26 protein-coding genes and 1 other RNA gene are annotated in these 23,454 nt (G+C 66.9%); 14 read left to right on the top strand and 13 right to left on the bottom strand.

What is annotated here, in order from left to right; all coding sequences use genetic code 11:
* Positions 1 to 18: 18 nt before the first annotated feature.
* Positions 19 to 1,470, bottom strand: coding sequence for a glucose-6-phosphate dehydrogenase (locus FOE78_RS19580; protein ID WP_143987769.1), 1,452 nt, complete (start codon positions 1,468 to 1,470; stop codon positions 19 to 21).
* Between the two features lie 63 nt (positions 1,471 to 1,533).
* Between FOE78_RS19580 and FOE78_RS19575 the strand changes: the two genes are divergently transcribed.
* A complete protein-coding gene (locus FOE78_RS19575; protein WP_143987768.1) occupies positions 1,534 to 2,238 on the top strand; it encodes a VOC family protein in 705 nt (234 codons plus the stop codon).
* Positions 2,239 to 2,270: 32 nt separating this feature from the next.
* The gene (locus tag FOE78_RS19570) at positions 2,271 to 2,786 is read left to right on the top strand and encodes a general stress protein (protein WP_143987767.1); all 516 of its coding nucleotides are present in this window, start codon (positions 2,271 to 2,273) and stop codon (positions 2,784 to 2,786) included.
* Between the two features lie 4 nt (positions 2,787 to 2,790).
* On the opposite strand, the gene FOE78_RS19565 is transcribed toward FOE78_RS19570, so the two are convergent.
* Positions 2,791 to 4,272 carry an aminopeptidase P family protein gene (locus tag FOE78_RS19565; RefSeq protein WP_143987766.1) on the bottom strand — a complete coding sequence of 494 codons (1,482 nt, stop codon included), beginning with the start codon at positions 4,270 to 4,272 and terminating at the stop codon, positions 2,791 to 2,793.
* A 71-nt stretch (positions 4,273 to 4,343) separates the two neighbouring features.
* Here FOE78_RS19565 and FOE78_RS19560 point away from each other — a divergent pair, with 71 nt between their 5' ends.
* Both FOE78_RS19560 and FOE78_RS19555 read left to right on the top strand, forming a co-directional pair.
* Positions 4,344 to 5,300, top strand: coding sequence for an acyltransferase domain-containing protein (locus FOE78_RS19560; RefSeq protein WP_143987765.1), 957 nt, complete (start codon positions 4,344 to 4,346; stop codon positions 5,298 to 5,300).
* A complete protein-coding gene (locus FOE78_RS19555) occupies positions 5,297 to 5,875 on the top strand; it encodes a histidine phosphatase family protein (protein WP_143987764.1) in 579 nt (192 codons plus the stop codon). The genes FOE78_RS19560 and FOE78_RS19555 overlap by 4 nt, the downstream gene beginning before the upstream one ends.
* Positions 5,876 to 5,884: 9 nt before the next feature.
* On the opposite strand, the gene FOE78_RS19550 is transcribed toward FOE78_RS19555, so the two are convergent.
* Entirely contained in the window at positions 5,885 to 7,132 is a 1,248-nt protein-coding gene (locus FOE78_RS19550; protein WP_143987763.1) for a multidrug effflux MFS transporter, read from the bottom strand.
* Positions 7,133 to 7,415: 283 nt separating this feature from the next.
* On the opposite strand from FOE78_RS19550, the gene FOE78_RS19545 reads away from it, so the two are divergent.
* Positions 7,416 to 8,135 (top strand): zinc ribbon domain-containing protein, encoded by a 720-nt coding sequence (locus FOE78_RS19545; protein WP_210414682.1) that lies wholly within the window; start codon positions 7,416 to 7,418, stop codon positions 8,133 to 8,135.
* Positions 8,136 to 8,170: 35 nt separating this feature from the next.
* On the opposite strand, the gene FOE78_RS19540 is transcribed toward FOE78_RS19545, so the two are convergent.
* On the bottom strand, positions 8,171 to 9,514 hold the full coding sequence (locus FOE78_RS19540; protein WP_143987762.1) for an APC family permease: 1,344 nt from the start codon (positions 9,512 to 9,514) through the stop codon (positions 8,171 to 8,173).
* Positions 9,515 to 9,620: 106 nt separating this feature from the next.
* Between FOE78_RS19540 and FOE78_RS19535 the strand changes: the two genes are divergently transcribed.
* Positions 9,621 to 10,568, top strand: a complete 948-nt coding sequence (locus FOE78_RS19535; protein WP_168207603.1) for a zinc-binding dehydrogenase — start codon at positions 9,621 to 9,623, stop codon at positions 10,566 to 10,568.
* A 25-nt stretch (positions 10,569 to 10,593) separates the two neighbouring features.
* Positions 10,594 to 10,976, top strand: an RNA gene (gene rnpB, locus FOE78_RS19530) — RNase P RNA component class A.
* Between the two features lie 227 nt (positions 10,977 to 11,203).
* Here rnpB and FOE78_RS19525 read toward each other — a convergent pair.
* The 3 genes from FOE78_RS19525 to map are packed head-to-tail and all read right to left on the bottom strand — an operon-like array spanning position 11,204 to position 14,012.
* Positions 11,204 to 11,599 carry a MerR family transcriptional regulator gene (locus FOE78_RS19525; protein WP_143987760.1) on the bottom strand — a complete coding sequence of 132 codons (396 nt, stop codon included), beginning with the start codon at positions 11,597 to 11,599 and terminating at the stop codon, positions 11,204 to 11,206.
* Positions 11,596 to 13,116 (bottom strand): SulP family inorganic anion transporter, encoded by a 1,521-nt coding sequence (locus FOE78_RS19520; RefSeq protein ID WP_143987759.1) that lies wholly within the window; start codon positions 13,114 to 13,116, stop codon positions 11,596 to 11,598. The genes FOE78_RS19525 and FOE78_RS19520 overlap by 4 nt, the downstream gene beginning before the upstream one ends.
* 44 nt (positions 13,117 to 13,160) lie before the next feature.
* The gene (gene map / locus FOE78_RS19515) at positions 13,161 to 14,012 is read right to left on the bottom strand and encodes a type I methionyl aminopeptidase (RefSeq protein ID WP_228265900.1); all 852 of its coding nucleotides are present in this window, start codon (positions 14,010 to 14,012) and stop codon (positions 13,161 to 13,163) included.
* Between the two features lie 60 nt (positions 14,013 to 14,072).
* On the opposite strand from map, the gene FOE78_RS19510 reads away from it, so the two are divergent.
* On the top strand, positions 14,073 to 14,264 hold the full coding sequence (locus FOE78_RS19510) for a hypothetical protein (protein WP_143987758.1): 192 nt from the start codon (positions 14,073 to 14,075) through the stop codon (positions 14,262 to 14,264).
* A 9-nt stretch (positions 14,265 to 14,273) separates the two neighbouring features.
* Here the strand turns inward: FOE78_RS19510 and FOE78_RS19505 are convergent, their stop codons facing one another.
* The 3 genes from FOE78_RS19505 to FOE78_RS19495 form a co-directional block, all read right to left on the bottom strand.
* Positions 14,274 to 15,632 (bottom strand): MFS transporter, encoded by a 1,359-nt coding sequence (locus tag FOE78_RS19505; RefSeq protein ID WP_143987757.1) that lies wholly within the window; start codon positions 15,630 to 15,632, stop codon positions 14,274 to 14,276.
* A gap of 9 nt (positions 15,633 to 15,641) precedes the next feature.
* Positions 15,642 to 16,421 (bottom strand): SDR family NAD(P)-dependent oxidoreductase, encoded by a 780-nt coding sequence (locus FOE78_RS19500; protein ID WP_210414681.1) that lies wholly within the window; start codon positions 16,419 to 16,421, stop codon positions 15,642 to 15,644.
* A 116-nt stretch (positions 16,422 to 16,537) separates the two neighbouring features.
* Complete coding sequence (locus FOE78_RS19495; protein WP_143987756.1) at positions 16,538 to 16,741, bottom strand: hypothetical protein; 204 nt, start codon at positions 16,739 to 16,741, stop codon at positions 16,538 to 16,540.
* A 163-nt stretch (positions 16,742 to 16,904) separates the two neighbouring features.
* On the opposite strand from FOE78_RS19495, the gene FOE78_RS19490 reads away from it, so the two are divergent.
* The gene (locus tag FOE78_RS19490) at positions 16,905 to 17,414 is read left to right on the top strand and encodes a Fur family transcriptional regulator (RefSeq protein WP_143987755.1); all 510 of its coding nucleotides are present in this window, start codon (positions 16,905 to 16,907) and stop codon (positions 17,412 to 17,414) included.
* Here the strand turns inward: FOE78_RS19490 and FOE78_RS19485 are convergent.
* On the bottom strand, positions 17,352 to 18,797 hold the full coding sequence (locus tag FOE78_RS19485; protein WP_143987754.1) for a glycoside hydrolase family 5 protein: 1,446 nt from the start codon (positions 18,795 to 18,797) through the stop codon (positions 17,352 to 17,354). The two genes, FOE78_RS19490 and FOE78_RS19485, sit on opposite strands and share 63 nt — an antisense overlap.
* A 128-nt stretch (positions 18,798 to 18,925) precedes the next feature.
* On the opposite strand from FOE78_RS19485, the gene FOE78_RS19480 reads away from it, so the two are divergent.
* Genes FOE78_RS19480 through FOE78_RS19470 form a run of 3 tightly spaced genes read left to right on the top strand, consistent with a single transcriptional unit; the run spans position 18,926 to position 20,871 of the window.
* Entirely contained in the window at positions 18,926 to 19,873 is a 948-nt protein-coding gene (locus FOE78_RS19480; RefSeq protein ID WP_143987753.1) for a helix-turn-helix domain-containing protein, read from the top strand.
* A 56-nt stretch (positions 19,874 to 19,929) separates the two neighbouring features.
* Positions 19,930 to 20,319, top strand: a complete 390-nt coding sequence (locus FOE78_RS19475; RefSeq protein ID WP_210414680.1) for an SRPBCC family protein — start codon at positions 19,930 to 19,932, stop codon at positions 20,317 to 20,319.
* Positions 20,320 to 20,325: 6 nt separating this feature from the next.
* A complete protein-coding gene (locus tag FOE78_RS19470) occupies positions 20,326 to 20,871 on the top strand; it encodes an adenylyl-sulfate kinase (RefSeq protein WP_143987752.1) in 546 nt (181 codons plus the stop codon).
* Between the two features lie 63 nt (positions 20,872 to 20,934).
* On the opposite strand, the gene FOE78_RS19465 is transcribed toward FOE78_RS19470, so the two are convergent.
* A complete protein-coding gene (locus tag FOE78_RS19465; RefSeq protein WP_143987751.1) occupies positions 20,935 to 21,765 on the bottom strand; it encodes an ABC transporter permease in 831 nt (276 codons plus the stop codon).
* A complete protein-coding gene (locus tag FOE78_RS19460) occupies positions 21,762 to 22,676 on the bottom strand; it encodes an ABC transporter ATP-binding protein (protein WP_228265899.1) in 915 nt (304 codons plus the stop codon). Before FOE78_RS19460 ends, FOE78_RS19465 begins: the two co-directional genes overlap by 4 nt.
* A 93-nt stretch (positions 22,677 to 22,769) precedes the next feature.
* Between FOE78_RS19460 and FOE78_RS24605 the strand changes: the two genes are divergently transcribed.
* Positions 22,770 to 22,976 carry a helix-turn-helix domain-containing protein gene (locus FOE78_RS24605; protein WP_143987750.1) on the top strand — a complete coding sequence of 69 codons (207 nt, stop codon included), beginning with the start codon at positions 22,770 to 22,772 and terminating at the stop codon, positions 22,974 to 22,976.
* Between the two features lie 6 nt (positions 22,977 to 22,982).
* Entirely contained in the window at positions 22,983 to 23,429 is a 447-nt protein-coding gene (locus tag FOE78_RS24600; protein WP_143987749.1) for a Clp protease N-terminal domain-containing protein, read from the top strand.
* Positions 23,430 to 23,454: the final 25 nt, after the last annotated feature.

The raw sequence follows: 23,454 nt of genomic DNA, 5'->3' as shown, positions 1-23,454 counted from the left end.
GACGCGGGGTACCGAGGCTCAACCGGCCTGTTCGTTGCGCTGGGTGACCCAGCCCAATCCACCGGTCAGCTCGGTCGCCTCCTCCGGACCCCAACTGCCCGGCTGGTAGCTGATCGGCCGGGGTGGATTCTTCAGCAGCGAATCGGCCACCCGCCAGGCGTGCGCCAGCCCGTCGGAGCTGGTGAACAGCGACCGGTCGCCGATCAACACGTCGTGCAGCAGGGCCACGTACGGATCCAGACCCTCGCCCGGGTCGACGTCGGCCAGGCTCAGGTCGATCCGCTGCTCGCTGACGGTCAAGCCGGGGCCGGGATGTTTCAAGATCAACGCGACGCCGATCCCGCCCTTGCCCTTCAGGGAGATCTCCAGCCGGGCGGCCGTGTCGGGCAGGTCACCCAGCGGGCCCTTCGGCTCTTTCATGATCAACGACACCAGCTCGTGGTCGCCGGCCATCCGCTTGCCGCTGCGCAGCAGGAATGGCACCCCGCGCCAACGATCGGTGTCCACCCACAGCCGGACCGCGGCCAGGGTGTCGGTGGTGGAGTCGTCGGCGATCTTGTCGATCTCGGTGTAGCCGTCGAACTGACCGAGCACCACCTCGCTACTGTCCAGCGGCCGGAACTGGCCGAGCACCGACTCGCGGGCGGTCTGCAGATCCTCGGCGGCCATGCTGGCCGGCGGTTCCATCGCGACCTCGGCAGCCACCTGGAAGAGGTGGGTGACGATCATGTCCTTGAAGGCGCCGGTGGCGTCGTAGAAGGCGGCCCGCTGCGCCACGTCCAGGGTCTCCGGGGCGTCGATCTGCACCTGGGCCACCGCGTCGGCGGACCAGTTGTTGTTGATCATGGCGTTGCCGAAGCGGAGCATGTGCAGATTCTGGGTGGCCTCCTTGCCGAGGAAGTGATCGATCCGGAAGACCTGATCCTCGTCCATCAGCGAATGCACCAGTTGATCAAGCTCACCGAAGGACTCCAGCGATTCGCCGTACGGCTTCTCGAAGACCACTTTCGAGCCCTGCAACAGATCGTGGGCCGCCAGCCCGGAGGCGATCGACCCGAACGCGGACGGCGGAATCGCCAGGTAGTGCACGAACTGCCGCTCCTCGCCGAGCCCGCCGGCCGCTTCGTTGATCACGTCCAGCAGACTGCCCGGATCGTCCTCGTCGAAGCCACCGCCGGCGAACCGCAGCCGCTTGCTGAACTCGGCCCACTGACCTTGATCGATCTTGTCCTCGCCGGGCCCGAACTCGACCAGCGACTTGTGCACGTGATCACGGAAGTCCTCGTGCGCGACGTCGCCACGACCGTTGCCGATCAGCACCCACTCCTTCGGGGTCAGCCCACGGCAGAACAGGTCGTAGAAGGCCGGTAGCACCATCCGCCGGGCAAGATCACCGGTCGCGCCGAAGAGCACGAACGCGGTCGGGGTGGCAACCTGCTGCGGTCCCGGGTCGAGGGTCTTGTGTTGCATGCTCGCCTCCTTGGGCGTCCCATCGGGTTTCAGCTGATGACGCTGGCCCTTACTCTGCCTGATATGGCTTTCAGCAGCTTTAAGGATCTGGTGATCGACGCCACCGACGCGGCCCGGACGGCGGCGTTCTGGGCCGACCTGCTCGGTCTGACGGCTGAGACGGCGGGCGCCGGTCCGAACGCCGTACTGAACGGTGCCGTGCCGGAGCACACGATCTGGATCAATCAGGTACCCGAACCGCGTACGGTCAAGCAGCGCGTGCACCTGGACGTTCACGCCGCCGCGGTCAGCGACGCGTTGCGGCTCGGCGCCGTCGTCGACACCGAGCATCCCGGTTGGACGGTGCTGCGCGATCCGGAGGGCGGCGAGTTCTGCGTGTTCCCGCGGCCGCCGGATCAACTCCCCAACTATCGGCTGTACGAGGTGGTGGTCGACGCCGCCGACCCGGCCATGATCAGCAGTTGGTGGGCCGAACGATTCGGCGTCCCTGCCGGGCACGACGAGAGCGATCCGTGGTTCTGGCTGGACGGCGGGCAGGCCGGGCTGCCCTGGGATCTGATCTTCAACCCGGTGCCGGAGCCGAAGTCGGTGAAGAACCGTGTGCATTGGGATGTCTGGGGTGACACCGAGGACTTCCTGGCTGCCGGCGCGACCCTGCTGCGGGCCCGAGACGACCCGGAATCCACCGACATCCCGGACAGCCACAAGATCAGCTGGGACGTGCTGGCCGATCCCGAAGGCAACGAATTCTGTGTGTTCGCGCGGTAGCGTTGGCGACAACCAACGGGAGGCGAGCACAGATGTCTTTCTCCAACCAGAACTTCGCCAAGCAGCCGAATTCGCTGTTCGAGCTCGAATTCCCGCAGTCGGTCGGCCTCTACAACACCTATGAGGACGCGCAGAAGGCGGTTGACTACCTGGCCGACAACAAGTTCGAGGTGCAGAATCTCGCCATCGTGGGTACCGGGCTGAAGTCGGTCGAGCGGGTGCTCGGTCGGCGCAGCTGGGGCACGGTGATCGCCGGCGGCGTGCAGTCCGGCATCACCACCGGCCTGCTGGTCGGCATCGTGATGATGTTGTTCGCCCGGCCCTCCAGCATCCTGGCGCTGCTGGTGGTGGCGCTGGGCATCGGCATCCTGCTGGGCATCGGCTTCCAGGCGCTCGGCTACGCGATGAGCCGCGGTCGGCGCGACTTCACCTCGATCTCGCACACCGTCGCCGCCCAGTACGAGGTGTTGTGCGAGCACAAGCTCGCGGCCAAGGCGCGGGAGATGCTGCAGCAGATGCCCGGCGCCCGGGCCGCGTACTTCCAGTGATCAACTACTGAAGGCCGGCCATCCAGGCCTCGACGTCGTCGGCGGTACGAGGCAGAGCCGCGGACAGATTCTCGTTGCCGTCCTCGGTGATCAGGATGTCGTCCTCGATCCGGACACCGGTCCCGCGGAACTCCTCGGGCACCAGCAGATCGTCGGCCTTGAAGTAGATCCCTGGTTCCACGGTGATCACCATGCCCGGCTTCAGTTCGCCCTCGCGGTAGTTCTCCTTGCGGGCCTGGGCACAGTCGTGCACGTCGATGCCCAGATGGTGCGAGGTGCCGTGCACCATCCAGCGACGATGCTGACCGCCCTCTTCGCTCAACGACTCCTCGGCACTGACCGGCAGAATTCCCCACTCCTGCAGGTATTGCGCGATCACCGCGATCGCCGCCTTGTGCACGTCGGCGAACGTGGTGCCGGCCTTGGCGGCCGCGATTCCGGCCTCCTGCGCAGCCAGCACGGCCTCGTACACCTTGCGCTGGGCGTCGGTGAACCTGCCGTTCAGCGGCAGGGTTCGGGTGACGTCGGCGGTGTAGAGCGAATCCAGCTCGACGCCGGCGTCGATCAAGATCAGATCGCCGTCGCGAAGATCACCGTCGTTGCGGATCCAGTGCAGCGTGCAGGCATGATCACCGGAGGCGGCGATGGTGTCGTAGCCGACCGCGTTGCCGGCGTGCCGGGCGTGCAGGCCGAAGATCCCTTCCACCCAACGCTCGCCGCGACCTCGCCGGATCGCCTCCGGAAAGTCCTTGGCCACTTCGGCAAACGCGGCCGCGGTCTGTGCGCAGGCCTGCCGAAGTTGATCTTGCTCGAAGGCGTCCTTGATCAACCGCAACTCGGACAGGAAGACCTCGAGTTCAGCGTCGGCCTCCTCGGCGCTCGCTGCGTCAGCGGAGTCGACCGCGTGCTCTGCCCGGAGCCGGTCGATCAGCGCGGTGATCGCCGGATCGGCCGCGCGGAGCAGCCGGATCGCGGTCTGGTCGGCGTTCTTCGCCAATGCGTCCTCGAGCTCCTCGATCGGCACACACCGCAGCCCGGACAGCGCGGCGAACTCCTCCAGCGTCTCCCGCTTGCCGACCCACATCTCGCCGTAGCGGGCGTTGGCGTAGAACTCCTCGGAGTCCCGCGGCGCACGCGGCTTGAAGTAGAGCGTGGCATCGTGGCCCGTGTCGGTGGGCTCCAGGACGAGGACCGCGTCGGGTTCCTTGTCGGTACCGAGACCGGTCAGGTGTGCGAAGGCCGAATGCGGCCGGAAACGGTAGTCGGTGTCGTTGGAGCGCACCACCAGCCCACCGGCGGGGATGACGATCCGCTCACCGGGGTAGGCGGCGCTGAGCTGCTCGCGCCGGGCCGGAGCGTACGCGGTGGCCGGCAGCGGCTCGGGCAGCTCACCACTGTCCGGCGCCCAGCCGGTGCCGATGAACGCCCGGAAGGCGTCCGAGAACGGGGTCTGACGGTTCGGCAACGCCGCTTGCTGCTCACTCATAGGGGGCATTCTTGCATCGCGTTCCAACGGGCCTCTGGGGCCGGGGAAACTCCCGGCCGTAGGGTTTGGCTGTGTCCACCACTGTGACCAGCAGCCGACTGGCTGGGTTTGACGAGGCCGCGCTGGCAAGGTTCGGCTTCACCGAAGAGGATCGGCGCGACGCACGCCGGGTGATCGAGCGGGTGATCGACGATCCCGACGCGATCGGCCAGGTCGAGCGGATGGCCGAAGCGTTGCGTGCCGGCGTCGGCGCGTTCGACAACCCGACCGATCCGTACGCCGTGATCGAGGCGGCCGTCCGGGAGCGTGCCGACCGCCAGTGGGGCGTCGGGGTGCTGCCGATGCTCGCGCTGCTGGCCAGCGCGGAGGAGGTCGCCGCCTTCCACGCAGGTCGGGGCATCGATCCGGAGATCTCCCGGGCGAGCCTGGCCGATCTCGGCCAGCAGGCGTGGGTGCACCGCCGGACCTTCGACGCGTTCGGGCTGCACACCTACGGCTGGATGCGGGTGGCCTGGTCCGGTGCCCTCTACTGGCTCGGCCGGCTGCAGTTCAACCTGACTCGGTGGGGAGCCGACGACGGCGGCGACTGGGTGATCTCCACCCACATCCCGGAGTCGGGCCCGCTGACCCCCGAGGCCGTCGCGGACTCGTTCGGCCGGGCCCGGATCTTCTTCGCCCGGCACTTCGGTGATTACCCGACCCGGTTGTTCCACTGCAACTCCTGGCTGCTGGATCCGCAGCTGGTCGAGGTGCTGCCCGGTACGTCGAACATGGTCCGGTTCCAGCAGTTGTGGCAGCTCCGCGGCGAAGGGCACCAGGCCGACGGCGATGCCATCTTCTTCGTCTTCCGCAGGCGGGGCGAAGTTGATCATGAAAGCCTGCCGCAGGACACCACGCTGCAGCGGGAGATCGTGGCGAAGCTGGCCGACGGCGGCCACTGGTACTGCTGGCACGGCGTGATCGACCAAGATCAATTTCCGCCGGTCGAACCGGCGCGGACAGCTCAGGTCGAAGTAGGGCAGGCATGACCGATCTGTACGTGATCCGGCACGGTGAGACCGAGTGGAGCCGGGACGGCCGGCACACGTCGATCACCGATCTGCCGTTGACCGACGAGGGTCGGCGGCAGGCATCGGCGCTGAACGGGCACCTGGACCCGAGCTCGTTCGGATTGATCTTGGCCAGCCCGCGGGAGCGGTCCCGCGAGACGGCCCGGTTGGCCGGCTTCACCGGCGACGACGAGCCCGTCGTCGACCCGGAACTGGCCGAATGGAACTACGGCGAGTACGAGGGCCTGACCAGTGAACAGATCGAGGAGTTCAACCCCGGTTGGATGCTGTGGCGGGACGGCTGTCCGGGCGGTGAGTCGCCCGAGCAGGTCGCCGACCGACTGACCCGGGTGGTGGACAAGGTCCGTGCCTCCGGGGTGGACCGGGCGATCGTCTTCGCCCACGGACATTCGCTCCGGGTGCTCACGCTCTGCTGGCTCGGCGTGAGCCTGATTCGCGGTGATCACTTCCCGCTGCACACCGCGACGATCTCCATCCTGGGTTGGGAGAAGGGCAAACCCGCGCTGCAGCAGTGGAACGCTCCCGTCGGCTGAAGGTCCTGCTCAGCCGACCAACTGACGCCGGCGGTGGCGAGCCCGGACCGGTAACAGCAGGCCGAACGCCAGCCCGGTGGCGAAGATCATCAGGCCGGCCAGCGGGACGGCGGTGCCGTTGTTCAAGGCGCCGACCAAGGGCGTGGCGAAGCCGCCGATCACGAACTGGGCCGAGCCGAGCAACGCCGCCGCGGTACCGGCGGCCTCGCCGTGCCGGGACAGCGCGATCGCCGACGAATTCGGCGAGGACACGCCACAAGCCGCCAGCAACACGAAGATCGGCACGATGAAACCGATCAGCCCGGCGCCGGCGATCGAGGTGATCAACATCGTCACCGAGGCCGCGACTCCGGTGATCACGGCACCGGTGAGCACCCGTTCGGGTCCGAATCGCTTTACCAGCAAGGGATTCAGCTGGGTCATCACGATCAGTCCGACGGCGTTGATGGCGAACACCACACCGTACGCGGCCGGCGACAATCCGTAGACGTCCTGCAACACGAACGGCGAACCGGCAACGTAGGCGAACAGCGCCGCGAACATCAGCGCGGTCACCGCGACCATGATCAGATAGAGCCGGTCGCCGAACAGCCCGGCATAGGACTGCAGCCAGCGGATCGGCTCGGCCGGGGTACGCCGCGTTGCCGGCAGCGTCTCCGGCAACGCGACGACGGCGATGATCATGGCGGTCAACGCGATCCCGGCCAGCACCACGAAGATGCCCTGCCAGTCGGTCCAGGCCAGCAGTGCGCTGCCGATGCTCGGCGCCAGGATCGGCGACACCCCGGTGACGAGCACCAACCGGGACAGCAGTTGGGCCGCCTTCAGCCCGACGAAGAGATCGCGGACGATCGCCATCGCCACCACCGCAACCGCAGCGCCGGCCAGGCCCTGCACCGTACGGGCGATGATCAACATCGTGATGCTGGGCGCCAGCGTGCAGAGCAGCGACATCAGTGCGTGGCCGAGCAGGCCGAAGATCAACGGCTTGCGCCGGCCGACCGAGTCCGACAGCGGGCCGATGATCAACTGGCCCAGGCCGAGACCGGCGAGCAGCCCGGTCATGGTCAACTGAGCGCTCGCGTCGCCGGCGTGCAGTTCGGCTGACAGCGCGGGCAGCGCCGGCAGGTAGGTGTCGACGGTGAGCGGGCCGATCGCCGTCAGCGCGCCCAGCAGCAGCACCAGTTGGACGTACTTGCGGCCGACGAAGCGGTCACCGAACGCGGGCGCGGTCGAGGGCGCAGTGGTGCTGGACATGACGGTCCTTCTCAACAGCGGTGGACGTACGGAGGGTTTCGGCCACAGTGCCGAGAAGGGTCTTGCAGGTTGGGTTTCCGGGTGCCGGAGTCGTCGGAGGAGAACCGACGACCGGCCGGGGACATTCCACCGATCCGGTAGCAGAATGATGCACCACCGAAGCCCTCTGCGTCGAACCGGTCGGCGTAGTGTCCACCGGGACGAATAGGGTGACGCGAACAGATCTAGGGCACGGCACAACCTTGGGGAGGGCGGACTCATCAAAGCCGATCACGCGGTCCAGTTGCGATTGCTGGACCTGCAGGCGGTCGACACGGCGATGGCCCAGCTGCGGCATCGCCGGGCCAATCTGCCCGAACACGCCCAACTGGCCAAGCTGGAGGCGGAGCGGGAGAAGGCGTCCGCTGCGCTGGTGGAGGCCGAGACCAGGGTCTCCGATCTGGAGATCGCGCAACGTCAGGCCGAGGCCGACCTGGAGCCGGTCCGGGAGCGGCGGCGGCGCAACCAGGAACGGGTCGACAACGGGTCGGTGCCGGACGCCAAGGCACTGTCCTCGCTGGTCGACGAGATCCAGCATCTGGGCCGACGAATCAGCGACTTGGAGGACGCCGAACTGGAGCTGATGGAGCAGTTGGAGGCGGCGGTCGCCGACCGCGACAAGTTGGCCGCCCAGGACGCAGAACTGGCCGAGCGGACCAAGGAGGTGGCCGCGCGCCGCGATGACCTGGTGGCCGGCCTGGACAGCCAGCTCGCCGACCAGTCCACCCGCCGGGACGCGGTGACGGTGGACCTGCCGCAGCCGTTGCTCGCCAGCTACGACAAGCTGCGCGCCGGCCACGGCGGGGTGGGCGCCGCCGAACTGCGCAATCGCCGGTGCACCGGCTGTCAGCTGGAGGTGAACGCCGCCGACCTGCGTACCTTCGCCGCTGCCGCCGAGGACGACGTGCTGCGCTGCGAGGAGTGCGGCCGCATCCTGATCCGCACCATCAACAGCGGCCTCTAGCCGACTTGTCAGTCGGTGGATTGGCTATAGGCAAACTAGCGACTGACAACTCGGTTTGGGCGGCGCTGGATCAGGATGATGACGACGCCGATGACGAACCAGACGGCGCCGATCAGCAGTGCGAGCGGGCTGGCGAGTACGAGTGTGACCACGACGATCAGGCCGCCGACCACGGGGATCACGACGTGCTGCACGCGCCGCTCGGTCCGGTTGCCGACCACCCAGTAGCCGATCACCGAGGCGTGCAGGAAGCCGAACGCGGTCAGCGCACCGACGGTCACCATCGAGGACAGCACGTCCAGGCCGTTGGCGGCGGTCGCCGCCAGCATGGCGACCACGATGGTGCTGATCGCCGAGACCAGGATCGCGTTCCGCGGTGTGTGCCGGCGCGGATCCAGCCGGGCCAGTGCCGTCGGCAGCCGGCCGCCGCGAGCCATCCCGTACATCAGTCGACTGACGGCGGCCTGGGCGACCAGCGCGGAGAAGACCGGCCCGATCGACCGGACCGCGGTCACGACCGATGAGAACCAGCCGCCGATGGCGCTGTCCAACATGGTGTAGAAGGCGGTGCCCTGAGCCTCGGGATCTGCCTTCAACTGGTCCGGCGTCTGGGTGATCAACAGGTCGGCCAGATAGGTCTGCACGACGAACAGGGCGCCGGCCAGGATCAGGCAGAACGCGAGCGCACGACCGACCTGCGCGGATGAACCGGTGTTCTCCTCGGCGAAGGTGGCGATCGCGTCGAAGCCGAGAAAAGCCAACACGGCAACGGAAACAGCCGCGAAGACACCGGTCAGGGTGAACCCGCCGTCGCCGGTCAACGGGCTCAGCCAACCGCGGGTCGGACCCTGGTGGATCAGCAGGATCACCGCGCCGACGATGAAGATCGCCAAGATCACGATCTCGATCGAGAGCATGATCAATCCGATGATGGCGGCCGGTTTCACCCCAGCCAGATTGAGCACGGTGATCAACACCACCCCGGCCAGGGTCAGCACCCAGACCGGAATGCCGGGCAGCAGTTTGTGCCCGGCGATGCCGGTGAAGAGCGCGGCCAGCGAGGGGATGAACAGATAGTCCAGGCCGATCATCCAACCGGCCAGGAATCCCGGAGTACGGCCCAGGCCTGCGTTGGCGTAGGCGTACACCGATCCGGCCTGCGGCACCGCCGACGACATCCGGGCGTACGACCAGGCGGTGAAGCCCATCGCGACGGTCGCGATCACGAACACCAACGCGACCGCACCGTTGCTCTTGGCGTCGAGCACACCGAACGTGCCCATCGGCGCGGTCGGGCCGATGAACAGCAGCCCGTAGACGATCAGATCCCGGATCGACAGCGATCGTCGCAACGTCACGGGCGCGGACTCGGTCGCCATAGCTGTTGATCCAATCAGATCGGTCGAAATCCGACGTCAGTGCGTCTCGTCGTACGCGATCCGGGCGGCCAAGATTGCGTCCATGGGCAGTCGAAAGGAAATGATCATGCGAGCAGTTGTCTCGTCCACCGTCACCGACCGGCCCAACGTGTCCGTCGCGGACGTCCCGGTTCCGCTGCCGGAAGCAGGGCAGGTCCAGGTCAAGTTGTCCGCAGCCGGGGTCAACCCGGTCGCCCTCGTCACCGCCGATCCCGCCATCGTCCGCAGGTTAGGCGTGCCCGCACTGCCCGATCAGGTCGGCCTCGGCTGGGATCTGGCCGGCGTCGTCAGTGCGGTCGGCGCCGGCGTCACCGTGTTCGAAATCGGACGCCCGGTGATCGGCCTGGTGGACAAGTTCATCACCCCGATCGGCGCGCAGAGCGAGTACGTGGTGCTCGACACCCACGCTGTCGCTGCGTTGCCGGACGGCGCCGACTTGCTGGCCGCGGCAACGCTGCCCGCCAACGCCAGCACCGCCCGGCAACCGTTGCGCCTGGCCGGCGCCCAATCCGGCGACGCGGTGGTGGTCACCGGTGCGGCCGGCGCCGTCGGCGCGTTCGCCGTCGAGATCGGCAGCCGCCTCGGTTATCGGATGATCGGCGTTGCGCGGCCGGCCGATGAGGAGTTGGTCCGGTGTCTCGGCGCGGCGGAGTTCGTGGCGATCGATCCGGTGGCGGCCGACGACCCGGCTGCGGCGGTTCGGGCGGTCGTTCCCGACGGAGCCGACGTGATCATCGACGCCGCGATACTGGTCGACAAGATCACCGGGGCGCTGGTTGAGGGCGGCAGCTTCGTCGCGGTCAACGACGCTGCGGTGCCGACGATCCCCGGCGCGAAGGTGCATAAGGTCAGTGTTCGGGCCGATGCCGACGACCTGGCCGCGATCGTCGCGGACTGGCGGGCCGGCCGGCTGACCGCCCGGGTGGCCGAGCAGTACCGCTTCGAACAGGTCGCCGAGGCCCACGACCGGCTGCGGGCCGGCGGCGTACGCGGTCGATTGCTGCTGGCGCCGTAGCCCTGGCTAGACTGCCAGGTCTGGGCGAGTCGGCCAGGCGATCGCGGCACCTGGCGGTGTCGAGGAAAGTCCGGACTCCACAGAGCAGGGTGGTGGGTAACACCCACCCGGGGTGACCCGCGGGACAGTGCCACAGAAAGCAAACCGCCCGAAGTTCGCAAGAGCATTCGGGTAAGGGTGAAACGGTGGTGTAAGAGACCACCAGCGTTCCAGGTGACTGGAGCGGCTCGGCAAACCCCACCCGGAGCAAGATCAAGAAGGGAGTTCGCTCCCGCGGAGATGTTCGAGGGCTGCTCGCCCGAGTCTCCGGGTAGATCGCACCAGGCCGCCGGCAACGGCGGTCGCAGATGGATGATCGCCACCGTCCTTGCGACGGGACAGAATCCGGCTTACCGGCCGGCTCGCCCTTTCCCTCGTTCTCCTGCCTGGTAAGGGATCCACGACCCAATCGATTGACCTTGCGGATCGGCGGTCACGGCCGAAGAAATACAGAACTGGATCGGTCGGATCGCGCCGCGTCGCGTCGATCCCGGTGCGAAGATGATCACCGGACCTGATGGGGACTCCGACGCTTGGGGGACATCGGGGGATACGTGGAGCAGCTGAGCTCCATCAGGTCCGACCCTTCACTCGGCTCACGATCCTCGTGCATGCCGGGCCAGCAACCGAGTCAGCTCCTCGGCGTAATCCAGCTGTCGGCGGAGCTTGCGGCAGCTGTCCTCGGCCCGCTGGTGGTAATCGGCGATCACCTCGGAGGCGTGATCCCGGTCTCCGGTGCTCGCGGCCGGATCGTCCAAGCAGGCCAGCGATGCCAGCACCTGACGCATCTCGTCCAGGGTGAAACCCAACGGCTTCATCCGGCGGATGGTGATCAACCGATCGACATCGGTCGGGGTGTAGAGCCGGAAGCCGCCGTCGCTGCGGGCCGACGGCGGCACCAGACCGACGTCGTCGTAGTGCCGCAGGGTCCGGATCGACAGCCCGGTCTGCTCGGCGACCGCGCCGATGGACATCAGCCGCTCGCTGGTCATTTCGCCGCACCGAGCTTGCCGGACAGGCGGTGCCAGCGCCTGCTGGGCTCGTTCATGCCGACGATCTCCACGAACTTGTGCTTCTGCCGGTACTTCTGCTCGATCGCGTCCAGGGCGGCCACCGTCGAGGTGTCGTAGATCTGCGCCTCGGACAGGTCGATGATCACGTTCTGCGGGTCGCCGGCGTAGTCGAACTGGTAGACCAGATCGTTGCTGGAGGCGAAGAACAGCAGGCCCTTCACCGCGTACACCCGGGTCTCGTCATCGGGATGCGCAACGTCGACCACCTGGGTGAAGTGCGCGACCCGGGTGACGAAGAAGAGCATCGCCACGATCACGCCGATCACCACGCCGACCGCGAGATTGTTGGTGATCACCGTCGGCACCACCGTGGCGACCATGATCACGGTGACGCTGATCGGCATCCGCCGGATCGTCCGCGGACGAATGCTGTGCCAGTCGAAGGTGCCGACCGAGACCATGATCATCACCGCCGTCAGCGCGGCCATCGGGATGATCGCGACGATGTCGTTCAGCGCGACGACCAAGATCAACAGGAAGACGCCGGCCAGGAAGGTGGAGATCCTCGTCCGGGATCCGGACTGCTTGACGTTGATCATGGTCTGCCCGATCATCGCGCAGCCGCCCATCCCACCGAAGATGCCGGTGACGATGTTGGCCACGCCCTGGCCGAACGCCTCCCGGCTCTTGTTGGAGTGCGTATCGGTGACGTCGTCGACCAGCTTGGCCGTCATCAGTGACTCCAGCAGGGCGACCAGCGCCATCCCGAACGCGTACGGTGCAACGATCTTCAGCGTCTGGAAGGTCAACGGAACGTTCGGGATGAACACCCCCGGCAGACTGTCCGGCAGCCGGCCCTCGTCGCCGACGTTCGGGATGTCCAGGCCGGTCGCGACGACCAAGATCGTCAGCACGATGATCGCGATCAGCGGTGCCGGCACCACCGTGGTCAGTTTCGGGAAGCCGACGATGATCGCGATGCCCGCAGCGATCAACGGGTAGACGATCCACGGCTGATGGACCAGGTGCGGCAGCTGCGCGATGAAGATCAAGATCGCCAGCGCGTTGACGAAGCCGATCATCACGCTGCGCGGGATGAATCGCATCAGTTTGGCGACGCCGAGCAGCGCCAGGATGATCTGGAACACGCCGGCCATCAACACCGTGACGACCAGATAGTCCAGGCCGTACTTGCGGGTGATCGGGGCGATCACCAGCGCCACCGAACCGGTTGCCGCCGAGATCATTGCCCGCCGACCGCCGGTGATCGAGATCGTCACGGCCATGGTGAACGAGGCGAACAGGCCGATCCGCGGATCGACCCCGGCGATGATCGAGAACGAGATCGCCTCCGGGATCAGCGCGAGCGCGACCACCAGCCCGCCCAGGATCTCGATCCGCATCCGCGTCAGCGAGCGGAAGGCGGCCCGGACGCTGTACGGATCCTGGGCCGGAGTCGGGACGGAGTCGAATTCGCCGGGAGAGGCCAGAGACATGGGCGGGAACTCTACCCTCACGTTAGGGGAGAGTTGTCATCGGATCACTCCGGCTGGGTGAGGATCTCCGCGCCGTCGGCGGTGACCGCGATGGTGTGCTCGAACTGGGCGCAGCGGGAGCCGTCGGCGGTGACCACGGTCCAGCCGTCGTCCCACTGGTGCCAGTCGAAGCCGCCGGTGGTGATCATCGGTTCGACGGTGAACGTCATCCCGGGCTCGATCACGGTGTCGTAGCCCGGCTCGTCATAGTGCGGGATCACCAGGCCGGAGTGGAAGGTCGAGTGCACCCCGTGGCCGGTGTAGTCCCGCACCGAGCTGTAGCCGAAGCGGGCCGCGTACTTCTCGATCACCCGGCCGATCACGTTCACCTGCCGGCCCGGCTTGATCGCCTTGATCCCGCGCATCATCGCCTCGTAGGTGACCGCCGTCAGCTGCCGGCCCTCGTCGTCCACATCGCCGCAGAAGTAGGTGGCGCAGTTGTCGCCGTGCACGCCGTCGACGTACGCGGTCAGGTCGATCTTGACGATGTCGCCGTCGTCCAGCGGCCGAGCGTCCGGGATGCCGTGGCAGATGACCTCGTTGACCGACGTGCACAGCGACTTCGGGAAGCCGCGATAGCCCAGCGTGGACGGGTAGGCGTGATGATCCATCAGGAATTCGTGGCCGACCCGGTCGATCTCGTCGGTGATCACGCCGGGCGCGATCACCTCGGACGCTGCCCGCATCGCCTGGGCCGCGATCCGGCCGGCGACCCGCATCTTCTCGATCGTCTCCGCGGACTGCACGTGCGAGCCGGTGTACGGCTGCGGCCCGTCCTGGCCGACGTACTCCGGACGCGGGATGTCGTCCGGGACGCTGCGCATGGGGGAGATGTCGTACGGCTTGACGGGATTCACGGAGCCCGATCCTATGCGTTGGCGCTACGTTGAAGACCGCCCGACCTACCAGGAGGAGAGATGGCCGACACTCAGTGGTACTACTGCCTGACCCACAACACGGTCGAGACCAAGGACGGCTGCCGCGCCGTCAACCGGTTCGGCCCGTACGCGACACGCGAGGAGGCCGAGCAGGCGTTGGCGAAGGTCGCCGAGCGCAACGAGCAGTGGGACGAAGAAGACGCCGAATGGAACGGCACCAAGGAGTCCTGACCCCGCGTCTCAGGGCAACGCCTGCTCGTCCGGTTTCGGGGCTGCTCGCAGCAGCACGGCGACGATGCCGGCCGCGACCATCACCGCACCGACCACCCAGAGTCCGGCGCGTTCGCTGCCGGTCAGGTCGGTCAGCCAACCGGTGATGTACGGGCCGGCGAACCCGGCCAGGTTGCCGAGTGCGTTGATCAACGCGATCCCGCCGGCTGCGGCTGCGCCGGTCAGGAACGTGGTCGGCAAGGGCCAGAAGCTCGGCAGCGCCGCACAGATGCCCATCGCGCAGATCGTCACCGCGATCATCGTGGTGAACGGCGACTGAAGATACAGCGCGATCGGGATCGCGATGCCGCCGATGATCGCCGGGATGGCCATGTGCCACACGCGTTCTCGGGTCCGGTCGCCGTGCCGGGCCCAGAAGAACATCGCAAAGCAACCGAACACGTACGGGATGGCCACAATCAGGCCTTGTTGGAAGACCGTGTAGTCGGTGTGGAAGGTCTGCTCGAAGCCGGCCACGATGGTCGGCAGGAAGAAGCCGACCGCGTACAGGCCGTACACCACGCCGAAGTAGACGAAGGCCAGCGCCAGGATCCGCGGATTGGTCAGCGCCTTCTTCAACGGATAGTGGTACGTGTTCGAGGTGGCCGCGTCCTCGGTGTCCATCTCGTGCTGCAGCCAGTCCCGCTCCGCCGGCTCCAGCCATTTGGCGTCGCGCGGCCGATCGGTCAGATACCACCAGCAGATGACGCCGACGATGATCGCCGGAATCCCCTCGACCAGGAACATGAATCGCCAGCCGTCCAGCCCGAACAGCACCTGGTGGCCGGCCGAGATCAGCGCTGCCGACAGCGGCGAGCCGATCACGCTGGACAGCGGCACGGCCAGCATGAACAGCGCAACCGCCTTGGCGCGTTCGTTCTTCGGGAACCAGAAGGTCAGGTAGAGGATGATGCCGGGGAAGAAGCCGGCTTCGGCGATACCGAGCAGGAATCGCAGCAGGTAAAGGGTTCCGGCGTTGGGCACGAACGCGATCGCGGAGGCGACGATGCCCCAGGACACCATGATCCGGGCGATCCAACGACGGGCGCCGACCTTGTGCAACATCAGGTTAGACGGCACTTCCAAGATCAAGTAGCCGATGAAGAAGAGCCCGGGGGCCAGCCCGAACATCGCCTTGGTCAGGCCGAGTGCCTCGTTCATCCCGTGCGGGGCGGCGAAGGCGATGTTGGTCCGGTCGAGGTAGTTGATGAAGTACAGCAGGCCGAGGAACGGCGACAGTCGCCAGGCGACCTTCTTCAAGACCCGCTTGCGCAGGGCGCCGTCGGCCTCGTCGGTCGTCCGGCTCTGGGTCGCATCGGAGTCCGACATCGTGACCTCCTAAACGGTCGGTTCGAAGCGGCCGTCGGCGGCGGTCCAGCCGCCGTCGACCAGTTGCGTCGATCCCGTCACATAGCTGGACGCATCGCTGGCCAGGAAGACGATCGCGCCGGCGATCTCCTCCGGTTGCGCCCATCGTTTCAAGATCGACTTCTGCTCGTACGCGCCCCACCAGTCGTGATCGGACTTGATCTGCGCGGTCAGCGGCGTCTCGAAGGTACCCGGCAGGACGGCGTTGACGCGTACACCGGCCGGGCCGAGTTCGGCGGCCATCGTCTTGGTCAGTTGCACGACGCCGGCCTTGGTGGCCGCGTACAGTCCCTGGCCGGGTTCGATCACCTGGGCTCGGAAGCTGGCGAAGGTGATGATCGAGCCCTTGCCGCGGGCGGCCATGGTGGCGCCGAAGGCGCGCATCAGCCGGTAGCTGCCCTTGAGGTTGATGTCGATCACCCGATCGAAGTCGAGGTCGGTGGTGTCCAGCAACCGGCGGCGTACGTTGTAGCCCGGCGTCACCACCAGGATCTCGGTGTCCGGGTGTTCGGTCGCGGCCGCGTTGGCCGCCGCGGTGTCGGTGACGTCCAACACCATCGACGATGCGGTGTTGCCGGCGGCGGCGATGATCTTGGCCGTCTCGTCGGCAGCCGCCGCGTCCAGATCGGCGGCGATCACCGCCGCACCGAAGTCGGCCAAACCGATCGCCGATGCCCGGCCGAGGCCGCTGCCGGCACCGACGACCAGTGCCTTCCGATCGGTCAGATCGAACAGATCGCGTACAGACATGGGCAACTCCACGGTGAGTATTCGTCGCTGCAGACGGACACCGGGCAGCGTAACGGCTGCACTTCGCGATGGAAGTGCAGCCGCGCCGAAGGACCGCAGAGTGGGGGCTGGACCGGTTACGCCTGGTCGCCGCGATCGCAGACCGGGCAGGTGCGCCAGACCGACGTCCGTCCCGAACCGTCGTGCGAGTCCTCCCGGATGATGCCGTCGCCGCCGCAGGCCGGGCAGCTGCGTTCGCGTTCGCTCGGGACCCGCCGCAGCAGCCGATGACGACGGCGATCGGCGAAGATCCGCCGGCCCAAGTGGTGTCCGATGCTCATGATGCCCCCAGTGTCAGCGCGCTGACCTCATCCGATCAACGAAGCCTGGCCGAGGTATGTGCCCCGGCTCAGCTTCGGTTGAGAAGACGGGACTTTGGTCGGCGAGAGCGCGCCGCGCGGTCATTTCTTGAGTCATTCCAGACAAGGTGCTTGAATCGTCGGCATGACCGTTACCGAGGCTCCGGCTGCGCAGGACGACTGGCGCGAGCGGCTGCGCCAAGCCGGCCTGCGCGTCACCCAGCCGCGGTTGGCCGTGCTCGATGCGGTGCGGGACAACTCCCACCTGGCCGCCGACCAGGTGTCGGACCGGGTCCGGGCCAAGATCGGCACCGTTTCCACCCAGGCCGTCTACGACGCGCTGAACACTCTCACCGAACACCAGATCCTGCGCCGGATCGAACCCGCCGGGTCGTCGATGCTGTTCGAGATCAACGCCGGCGACAACCACCATCACATCGTCTGCCGCAGCTGCGGTGCGATCGTCGACGTGCCCTGCGCGGTCGGCTCGATGCCCTGCGCCGTACCGCAGCAGACGTACGGATTCGTGGTCGACGAGGCCGAGGTCACCTACTGGGGTCTTTGCCCCGACTGCGTTGCTCGGTCGGTCAGCTCAGCGGCCGCAGTCGACCCTCAGTTCGAAGGTGCCGCGTCCGGGCGCGACCTGCACCAGTGATCCTTCCCGGCCCAGTTGGTCCGGGCGGGTCGGCTGACCGTCGCGGCGTAGCTCGACCCGCGCGTCGGCCCAGCCGGCCGGCAACCAGAACAGGGTCGGTGCGTCCAGGTCGGCGCCCTGCCAGGTCGCAGCGAAATGATCATCGTCGACCGCGTACGACTCGGCGGTGCCGGCGAAGGCGAGCGGTCGCGGTCTGGTCAGCACGGCCGCTGCCTCGGTGCTGGCGAAGTCCGGTTCCCAACACCAGTAGGTCCAACTCCACTGCCAGCGGTCGAACAGATCGAGCAGGAATCGTCCGTGATCTTCGATCCCGGCAGCACCGCCGAAGGCACCCCATTCGCCGACCAGCACCGGCACGTCGAGCTGTCGTTGGGTCTCACGTGCACGCAGGAAGATCGTTTCCGCCCGGCGATTGCTGGACGCCGGTGGGTCGATGTCGACGGTCAGGTCGTAGCCGTGCGGAGAGTACGCCCACGTCGCGGTCGGAGGCGGCTGTATCCCTGCGGGTACGCCGCTGTTGGCGAAGTAGCTGTGCTCGCGCATGATCAGCTTCTCGTGATCAACTTCTCGGATCGCGGCGACAACGCGCGCCATCATCGGACTGATCATGGTCGTCTCGAAGTCGGCGAGCAGACCGGCGACCTGATCGCCGATCCGGTAGTGCCGCTCGCGGTCGTCCAGCAGGCTCAGCCGTTCGACCCGCAGCGACGGATCGGCGAAGTCGGCGGCGAGCTGGTCGGCCGACATGCCGACCTCCTCGGCGAGTGCGGAAATCATCGCGCCGAAGATCATCGGCGCCTGCCGACCCGGCGTCGGTTCGTTCAACAGGTCGTAGCCGATGACCGCCGGGTGGTTGCCGAAGCGCCCTGCCAGCATCGCCCACATCGCGGCGAAATGATCACCGACGCCGATGCCGTCGGCCGCCTGCTGATTGGTCCAGAATCCGTCCAGCGCCTGCTGGACGGCAGGGCTGGTCAGGTAGCCGTCGCTCCACAGCCCTGAAGGGTCGAACCGATGCTCGGTCAGTGTCGCCCAGTCCGGGGCGCCGTCGCCGAAGGACTGCGAGTAGAGATCCTGATGCGCATCCAGCAGCACCGACAGTCCGGCCGCGGCGCACAGGTCCAGTTGCTCGGAAAGCCAACCCAGGTAGGTCTCGTCGTACTGCGACGGCTGCGGTTCCACCGCAGCCCAGATCACTCCCAGCCGGATCACGGTCAACCCGCGAGCGGCCAGATCGGCCAGATCGGCTGCGGTCCAGTTGCCGGCGAATGCGTCCGCGCCACGGGCCGATCGTTCCCCCTTGGCCACCAGGTTGACGCCGTGCAGGATCCGCTGCCGTCCGTGTTCGTCACGGAACAGGGACCCCTCGCGATGCAGTCTCATCACCGCGGATCGTAATCGATCCCGTCGCCGGTCCACGCCGAGATGCGTCCCGCGTCTGGCGTGGAACGGATCCGTGGATGCGCAAGAACTGTCAGGACAAACGCAGCGGCCGGTGTGACGATCGAGACATGACCGCAACGGACCGGCTGGCCGAGATCCTGGAGTTGGTCGAGCAGAGTCTCGACGAACCCGGAACCGACGGCGACGCGCTGGCCCGACGCGCCCACCTGTCCCGATTCCACTTCGACCGGCTGGCAGCGGCCGCCTTGGGCGAACCGCCCGGGCGATTCCGCCGACGGGTGTTGCTGGAGCGGGCGGCGCATCAGCTGAGTACCGGTTCGGTCGCGGTCATCGACATCGCTTTCGACGCCGGCTACGAGGCGCCGGAGGCCTTCACCCGGGCCTTCGTACGGGCTTACGGGTGTTCGCCGTCTCAGTTCCGTCGGCTGCCGAACGCGGCGGCCGGACTGCCGGCGCCGAGCGGTATCCATTTCCACCCGCCGGGAGCACTACGCCTCCCGGCCACTGAAGGGAGAACGACCATGGACGTTCTACTGCGGATGCTTGATCATCATCTCTGGCTCACCGGCGAGATCGTCGATCGGCTGGCCGGTGTCGAACCCGAGGTTCTGGACCGGCCGATCGAGTTGTCGGTCGAGGGCATCGACGCCGATCCGACCCTACGATCGGTCGTCACTCGGCTGGTCTCCCAGCTGGAGATGTGGCTGGCCGTGTTCGATCACGCGACCGAGATCGAATACCCGTCCGACAACAGCCCCGCGGGGCTGCGGGCACGGCTCGATCGGGTCGGCCCGGCATTCCGTACGCTGATGGAGCAGATCTTTGCCGAGGGGCGGGCAGCGGAGACGTTCATCGACGCGACCTGCGAACCGCCGCAGACCTTCAGCTATGCCGGCGTGCTCGCGCACGTGCTGACCTTCTCCGCCGTACGCCGGACGCTGGCGATCGGCGCGCTGGAGACCGCCGGCGTGGATGATCTCGGTGCCGGCGATCCGATGACCTTCGTCGGCGGTCACGGGTCCGATGCGGGCCGGATCAGCCGGAAGATGAACTGATCATCACCGGCAGGCACGCTGGCGTCACAGGGCCGAGTCGGATGAGAATGCTGGTCATGCAGCAGCAATCCAGACACGTCAGCGTGTTCATCGATCGTCCGGTCGCCGAGGTGTACGACTACGCGTCCGATCCGAACAACCTGCCGCACTGGGCAGCCGGTCTCGCCTCCGGCATCCGGATCGAGGACGGTCAAGTCGTCGCCGACTCACCGATGGGCCGGATCGAGATCGTGTTCGCGCCCAGGAACGAATTCGGCGTTCTTGATCATGACGTGATCACGCCCGACGGCACCAGGACGTACAACCCGATGCGGGTGGTCGCCAGCGGCGGCAGCAGCGAAGTGATCTTCAGTGTCCGTCGTCGCGACACCAGCCAGGAGGACTTCGACAACGACTGCGCCGCGGTCCTGGTCGACCTGGAGTCCCTCAAGTCGATCATGGAGTAACTTGCGGTGACGTTGGATGCGCTGCCGATGGCGTTCGTTGCCTTCACTGGACCACAGGCGTCAGGTAAGAGCACGGTCGCGGGTGCACTCAGCGAAGAGTTGCGGCGGGAAGGCGAACGTGTGGCTCTGGTCGAGCTTGACCAGATTGCCGAGATGGCTCTTCCGTCCCTGCCGAGCTGGGACACCGCGGCACGCATCTTTGCGATGGTCGCTGGAGCGTGGGCTCGTGCTGATCTGACCTGCGTCATTGCTGAGGGGATATCGAGTCAGGACGAGGTGTCGCTCCTGCTCGACCACGTACCCCCGGCCGCTGCGATGATCACGGTGGCCATGACGACCCCGTTCGAAGCTGCGCTGCCACGTGCGCAGGCGGACCCAACCCGAGGATCGTCTCGCGATCGCGACTGGCTTGCCGAGCGTTACCGAGAATGGTCGCTGGAAAAGGCCCGAATCTCCGCCGATGTGCTTCTCGACGCGAGCCAGCTGTCGCTGGATCAATGCGTGCGGAGGCTGACTGCGGACATTCAGTCTGCTCGCTCACTTCACACGTGATCGCACAGCGATTCCTTGCGGCGCAGTGGTGCACTGTGGCGATATCTCCTTGCGGGGTGACCGCTAACCGACCCGCCCCTGGAGGCGTTCGCGTTGTTGTGCAACGCGTGATCCGGATTCCTTTCGCGCCATGCGTCGCAGGACGATGGGCGCAATGGCCAGGCCGGCAACTGTCCAGGCACCGAGAACGGCCGCGGTCTGAAGGTGTCTCCACGTCGAGCCGATTTCGATGGCGTTCGCGGCCCCGGGGAGCAGGGCGGAGCGCATGCCGAGGCCGAGCCAGTAGACAGGGAAGATCTGGCCGATGGTTTGGATCCAGGCGGGCAGGGCGGTGATGGGGTAGAAGATGCCCGAGATGGCAATCAGCCCGATCAGGGGGAGGGACAGAATTCCGGCGCTTCGTGAACTTTGGACGAGGGCGCCCAAGACGGCGCCGATGGCCTGGGTCGCGATGAGTCCGAGGGCGAGCACCCAGGACAGGGTCAGCAATCTGCTGGGGGTGATTGAAAGGCCTCCGATGATCAGAGCGCCGGGTAGCAGCAGGATGATCAGGTAGGCGAGCACGGTTGCGGATACGTTGGCGAACTTGCCGATGAGATAGCCGCGGATCCCGTTGGGGGTCGCCTTGGCGCGCAGCAGGGTGCCATCCTCGCGGTCGGCCGCGAGTTGCTGGGCGGTCAGCAGCATGCCAAGAGCGACGAACATCCCTACCGTGCTGGGCAGGATCAGCGGTCCAAGGCCGGTGCCTGCCACTTGTAGGCGGCGAAGCAGCCAGATGGTGACGAGGGTGGCGACGGGCCAGAAGAGTTGTCCGATGAGCGCTGTCCCGGTGAAGCTTTGGCGTAGCTCGATGAGGCCGGCACGAATGCCCGACCGAGCGGCGATCGTGGTCATGCTGCGTTCGGTTCGACTGGTTCGGTACGGGTTGCCTCGGCTTCGCGTACGAGAGCGAAATAGGCGTCCTCCAGGGATGCGCGATGCACCTCGAGGTCGGCGATGGCGTTCCCGTTCTGACGGAAGAGTTCCCGTACGAAGCCGGTGGACTCGGCAACTGAGCGGGCGTGCGGGACTCCGTTCTCGGTCCATCGCACCTCGTCGGTTCCCGCGATCTGGCGGGCAAGTTCCTGCGGGGTGCCATCGGCGATGATCGAGCCGCCGGCCAGGATCAGGACCCGACTGGCCAGTATCTCGGCCTCGTCGAGGTCGTGGGTGGTGAGCAGGACTGTTGTGTCCGACCGAGTGCCGGCCGTGTGGATGATGCGATGGAACTCCGAGCGCGCCTCCGGGTCCAGCCCTGCCGTGGGCTCGTCCAGGAGGATCAGCGCCGGACGCCCGACCAGCCCGACGGCGATATCGAGCCGCCGGCGCTGACCTCCGGACAGTCGCCCGATCGGAGTGTTGATCTGATCGGCCAGTCCCACTGCCTCAAGGAGGTCATGGACCGGCCACGGCCGTCGGGTCGAGGCTGAGGAGAAGGGGGTGTAGTACGAACCCTGATAGGCGAGAAACTCCCCGACTCGCCACTTGCCGTGGTCACGCCAGGACTGCAGCACGACGCCGATGTCGGCCCGCCAACCCTCGTCTGCGTGGTCTGGATCCACGCCCAGCACGCGGACTTCACCTGATGAGCGCCGGCGGAATCCTTCGAGGATCTCGATCGTGGTCGTCTTTCCTGCACCGTTCGGCCCCAGGATCACCAGCGTCTCGCCCGAGTGCACATCGAAGCTCACACCGGCGAGCACATCGCGGTTTCCGTACCGCATCCGGAGGTTGCCTACCCGGACGACCGGCTGCTTGTTGATCAATAGAATCTCCTGTGGCCTGTCAGGCCAGACTGACGCCCTTTCGCGTGTCAGTCTGGCTTGACAGTCGGGCCTCTGTCAAGCCAGACTGACAGCGTGGTCGACAGTGATGGTCTGAACGATCGGATCCGTTCCACCGATCCCGCAATTGGCCTGCGGGCGGTCGGCGCGCTCCGCCGACTGGCCGAACAGGTCGAGGTCCATCAGGTCCGTCTGGCCAGGGAACAGGGCTGGTCGTGGGAGCAGATCGGAGACGCGCTCGGGGTGTCCCGACAGGCGATCCACGCCAAATACGGGAAGTAGACCAACATGTTCGGACCGATGTCCAAGTCCGCCAAAGCCGCCCTCTCGAACGCCGCCGAGGAGGCCGCTCGCCAAGGAGACCGACGGATCGGGACGAACCACCTGCTGCTCGGACTCCTTCATGACTCGGCCATCGCCGGCAGTCTCGGCGTGGACGTCGAGCATGCCCGCGCAACGGCACAAGATCTCGACCGGCAGGCACTTGCCGGCATCGGCCTCAACCTCGCCCAGCTTCCCGGCCCGATCGTCCGTCGCGTCTCCGGTCACGCACCACTCACTTCCGGCCTGCGGGCAGTAATCGCCCGAGCCGTGGACCTCGCGGCAACCGAACGCGTACGAACCGCCGAGCCCAGGCATCTCATGGCAGCACTCCTTGAGCGTCGAAAGCCCGATCCCGCCGCAGAACTCCTGGAAGCCATGCGCCCGCACAGGAACTCCGCGACTCCCCAGTGACGTCACGCACCCGCAACTCACCGTC

This window comes from Microlunatus elymi (assembly GCF_007362775.1).
Classification (GTDB): Bacteria; Actinomycetota; Actinomycetes; order Propionibacteriales; family Propionibacteriaceae; genus Microlunatus; species Microlunatus elymi.
The sequence above is the reverse complement of the archived record's forward strand: the minus strand, read 5'-3'. Positions and strand labels throughout refer to the sequence as shown.

Bases quoted from the DNA above. Each gene is read 5' to 3' on its own strand.
- FOE78_RS19580 (WP_143987769.1), bottom strand. From the start codon at position 1,470: ATGCAACACAAGACCCTCGACCCGGGACCGCAGCAGGTTGCCACCCCG.
- FOE78_RS19575 (WP_143987768.1), top strand. From the start codon at position 1,534: ATGGCTTTCAGCAGCTTTAAGGATCTGGTGATCGACGCCACCGACGCG.
- FOE78_RS19570 (WP_143987767.1), top strand. From the start codon at position 2,271: ATGTCTTTCTCCAACCAGAACTTCGCCAAGCAGCCGAATTCGCTGTTC.
- FOE78_RS19565 (WP_143987766.1), bottom strand. From the start codon at position 4,272: ATGAGTGAGCAGCAAGCGGCGTTGCCGAACCGTCAGACCCCGTTCTCG.
- FOE78_RS19555 (WP_143987764.1), top strand. From the start codon at position 5,297: ATGACCGATCTGTACGTGATCCGGCACGGTGAGACCGAGTGGAGCCGG.
- FOE78_RS19550 (WP_143987763.1), bottom strand. From the start codon at position 7,132: ATGTCCAGCACCACTGCGCCCTCGACCGCGCCCGCGTTCGGTGACCGC.
- FOE78_RS19540 (WP_143987762.1), bottom strand. From the start codon at position 9,514: ATGGCGACCGAGTCCGCGCCCGTGACGTTGCGACGATCGCTGTCGATC.
- FOE78_RS19535 (WP_168207603.1), top strand. From the start codon at position 9,621: ATGCGAGCAGTTGTCTCGTCCACCGTCACCGACCGGCCCAACGTGTCC.
- FOE78_RS19525 (WP_143987760.1), bottom strand. From the start codon at position 11,599: ATGACCAGCGAGCGGCTGATGTCCATCGGCGCGGTCGCCGAGCAGACC.
- FOE78_RS19520 (WP_143987759.1), bottom strand. From the start codon at position 13,116: ATGTCTCTGGCCTCTCCCGGCGAATTCGACTCCGTCCCGACTCCGGCC.
- FOE78_RS19510 (WP_143987758.1), top strand. From the start codon at position 14,073: ATGGCCGACACTCAGTGGTACTACTGCCTGACCCACAACACGGTCGAG.
- FOE78_RS19505 (WP_143987757.1), bottom strand. From the start codon at position 15,632: ATGTCGGACTCCGATGCGACCCAGAGCCGGACGACCGACGAGGCCGAC.
- FOE78_RS19500 (WP_210414681.1), bottom strand. From the start codon at position 16,421: ATGTCTGTACGCGATCTGTTCGATCTGACCGATCGGAAGGCACTGGTC.
- FOE78_RS19495 (WP_143987756.1), bottom strand. From the start codon at position 16,741: ATGAGCATCGGACACCACTTGGGCCGGCGGATCTTCGCCGATCGCCGT.
- FOE78_RS19490 (WP_143987755.1), top strand. From the start codon at position 16,905: ATGACCGTTACCGAGGCTCCGGCTGCGCAGGACGACTGGCGCGAGCGG.
- FOE78_RS19485 (WP_143987754.1), bottom strand. From the start codon at position 18,797: ATGAGACTGCATCGCGAGGGGTCCCTGTTCCGTGACGAACACGGACGG.
- FOE78_RS19480 (WP_143987753.1), top strand. From the start codon at position 18,926: ATGACCGCAACGGACCGGCTGGCCGAGATCCTGGAGTTGGTCGAGCAG.
- FOE78_RS19475 (WP_210414680.1), top strand. From the start codon at position 19,930: ATGCAGCAGCAATCCAGACACGTCAGCGTGTTCATCGATCGTCCGGTC.
- FOE78_RS19465 (WP_143987751.1), bottom strand. From the start codon at position 21,765: ATGACCACGATCGCCGCTCGGTCGGGCATTCGTGCCGGCCTCATCGAG.
- FOE78_RS24600 (WP_143987749.1), top strand. From the start codon at position 22,983: ATGTTCGGACCGATGTCCAAGTCCGCCAAAGCCGCCCTCTCGAACGCC.